A 3,696-nucleotide genomic window follows, 5' to 3' on the forward strand; every position below is an offset into this window, starting at 1 on the left:
ACATCTTGCACCTAAAAAGGATTCTACTTTTAAAGAGTTAGATAAAGTGATGGTTGAGTTTGGGTACTATTTTTAAAGGAAAAAAATGAACAAATATATAAAATTTCTACAAAAATTCAGATGGCTTATTGCGATAGGACTGCCTCTTGTAGTTCTGCTACTAGCATCAAATCTAAAACATCTACAGATGGATGGAAGCTACCGTATATGGTTTGGTGAGGGTTCTAAGATTCTAACAGAGTATGATGATTTCAGAAGTACCTTTGGTAATGATGATGCAATAGTTATCACCATCAAAGATGAAAACGGAATCTTTAACAAAAAGGCTTTGCAGAGTATCGACAATATAACAGAGGCACTATGGAGGACGAAATATATAGCTAGAGTTGACTCGATAACCAACTACCAATATATTCACGCAAATCCTGATGAGCCTGATGATGTTATTGTGGAAGATTTTATCCAAAATATAGACAAAGCGACACCAGAGTATCTTGCAAATCGAAAAGAGATTGCAACCAATGACCAACTTATAGTCAACGGAATTATCTCTGCTGATGGAACAACGACCATGATTTCAGCTCGTCTCACGCCAAAGGTCAATGATGATAGTGACAAGAGCATGGAGATTATGGAGCTTGTTGATAAGATTTTGGCTCCAGAGAGGGAGCGAACAGGCTACAAATATTGGCTCAATGGTGGACCTCCACTCAATCACGCTTTTATTACTATGGGCGAGAATGATGCAACTACATTTACACCACTGATTCTTATCCTCTCTATGGCTTTATTACTACTACTGTTTCGCCGTGTTAGTGGATCACTGATTCCTATTGGAGTTGTTATTTTTACCTTTTTGACGGTACTAGCTGTTCAGGTACTTTTGGGTTATAAACTCAATAACTTTACTGCCAATCTACCTGTCTTTATTGTCGCAATTGGAATCGCAGATGCTGTCCATATCTATAGTGTTTGGATTTCAAATCGGCGAGAGGGGATGGAGAACTACGAGGCAGTACTGAATAGTATGCAGAAGAACTTTTTGCCAATTTTATTGACATCCCTGACCACTGCAATAGGATTTGCTACTCTGACCATCTCAAAAGTTATTCCCATATTCACTCTAGGAATTGCCACGGCGAGTGGTGCTATTTTGGCGTTTATTGTCTCAATTATATGGATGCCAACTATTCTTCTGCTTTTGAAAAAAGAGGTCAAAAGTACAGTAAACATCTTGGAATCGGAGGATTCATCCCCGAACAAGACGAGGCTAAAGCCATCGGTTCCTAATTCAAAGTGGATAGATGGGTATGGAGCATTTATCATCAGAAACAACAAGATGATTATAGCTATCGGCTCTATCGCTATCGTTCTTTTCTCTATCGGACTATTTAAGGTCAAAGTGGATAGTAACACCATAAGATATTTTGATAAGAGCGTAGAGTTTCGAAAATCGACCGAGTTTATGATGGACAATCTAACGGGTCCTATGAGCTACGAAATTGTGGTTGATAGCAAGAGTCAACATGGAATCAAAGAGCCAAAATTCATGCGAACCGTCGAGCAGTTCTATGAGGATTTTCAAGCAAAATATTCAGAAGCAAAACATATTACCTCTTTGGTGGATACAGTAAAACGGTTTAACAAGGTTCTTAATGGTAGCGAAACAATACCAGAGAGCAGAAATCTCATCGCCCAATATCTGCTTTTCTACTCATTCTCTCTGCCACAAGGTATGGAGATAAATGACAAGATGGATATTCACGAGCAGAAACTTCGTGTTACAGCACAGATGGATATTGTTGATACATCCAAAGATTTGGAGATGTTGGCGTACATTGAAGATTGGTGGGACAAAACAGAGTACAGTGCATCCATCCAAGGTCAAACAAAGATGTTTGCACATATGCAAAAGGATGTGACAGACACGCTCATCTACTCTCTCTCGTTAGCGATTATTTTGGTATCTATCGTGATGTTGATGATATTTAGACGCATCAAACTTCTTTGGGTCTTTATCTTACCAAATATTCTGCCTGTTCTCTTGGTGGTCGGTTTGATGGGGTGGATTGGCATCAATATCGATATAGGCGTTGCCATCTCAGGAGCGATTATTATCGGTGTGGCTGTTGATGATACCATTCACTTTTTGGTCAAATATTTTGATGCAAGGAAGCGAGGTTTGTCACTAGAGGATTCGTTTGATGAGGTGCTAAGATATGCAGGTAAAGCGATACTCTTTACCACTATTATACTCTCTATGGCGTTCTCTATCTTTGCATTTTCGCACTTTGTTCCCAATCAGAACTTTGGGATTGTGACGGCGTTTGCTTTGGTGGTTGCGTTGGTTGTTGACTTGTTGTTGCTTCCTGCTCTTTTGAGTTTGGTGGATGGGGAAGAGTGCGTTAAAAGATTATGATATACACGGAAATATTTTTTTTGTAGGTCGGGTTGCCCTCATCCCGACAATGATTTACATACCAAAATATTTTATTGAGTTTTTAATTTGTGCATGTTTGTTTCGGGATGCGGGTAACCCGACCTACACCATTTCCAATATTATTTTATGAAGTACTGGTTTTAATTAGGCTTAAAAATTTCTTAATTAACCTAAATTAAACAGGAATTATACTAAAATTTCCAAATTCGTTATAGAATATGGAGAAAAAATGAAGATATTATTAGTAAACAGTAATCCAGTTGTATCAAGATTGACAGCACTAAGTGCTAGAAAAGAGAGTGTAAAAGTAGATGAGATAAAAGAGGTATCGGAGCTAAAAAATAGTGACTATGATATAGTTTTTGTTGATTTAGAATCATATAGTGACGAGTTATCTGATGTTTTAAAGAAGTCAAATATTCAAAAAAAAGTACTTTTTTATACACAAGATGATAGGGAGAATCCAGAGATATTTAATCTAAGTATACTAAAACCTTTTTTACCTTCTGAGGTGTCAGCAGTTTTGCGTGAGACCAAGATTGAGATGGAGGAGAAAGCTGATGAAGCAGAAGAGGAGTATCTCGACCTTAATGAGTTGATTGCAGAGAAAAAAGATGATTTAGCTCCTATGAATCTCCTAAAAGAAGAAGTTGTCAAAAAGGAAGAGCCTAAAATAGAGAAAGAGTCTAAACCAGAAATAGTGTTAGAGACTAAAAAAGAGTTAGAAAAAGAGATAGAGTCTAAACCAGAAATAGCGTTAGAGACTAAAAAAGAGTTAGAAAAAAAGATAGAGTCTAAACCAAAAATAGAAGATAAAAAAGAGAATATAGAGCCTATAAATCTCATCGATACTAACAACTCAGAAGAGAAGCTTTTAACAGAGTTAACTAAATCAAAAGATAAAATTGATGAGATAAAAGAGAGTCCTACTTTTAAAATAGAGGAGTCCCTCCCACCAGTTATAGAAATGGATAAAGATGAGAGTAAACTTTTTGAACTAGATACTGATGATAGCAGTAGTGATACTAATGGACTTTTTGAATTAGATAAAACTAATAATTTGAAAGATGAGCTTCTTAACTTTGATTTGGAGAGTGAGAATGAGGTTAGTTTTGATATTACTCCAAAAGATGAGAGCAAAAAAGATACTACTCCAAAAGATACTAGTACAAAAACTTTAGATAAAGATGAAAAGATTGATGAAGATATTGCACTGGGAAATATCACAACAACAACCGCTCCTCAAAAAGATGATA

General features: G+C 36.6%; 2 protein-coding genes. Both read left to right on the forward strand.

From position 1 onward, the window contains the following. Positions 1–85: 85 nt before the first annotated feature. Positions 86–2,419, forward strand: a complete 2,334-nt coding sequence (locus GSY74_RS10585; RefSeq protein WP_164665099.1) for an RND family transporter — start codon at positions 86–88, stop codon at positions 2,417–2,419. 250 nt (positions 2,420–2,669) lie between these two features. Further along, the coding region (locus GSY74_RS10590) for a hypothetical protein (RefSeq protein WP_188108720.1) at positions 2,670–3,696 on the forward strand (1,027 nt) is incomplete at its 3' end.

The organism is Sulfurovum sp. bin170, assembly GCF_010892395.1.
Taxonomy (GTDB): domain Bacteria; phylum Campylobacterota; class Campylobacteria; order Campylobacterales; family Sulfurovaceae; genus UBA1140.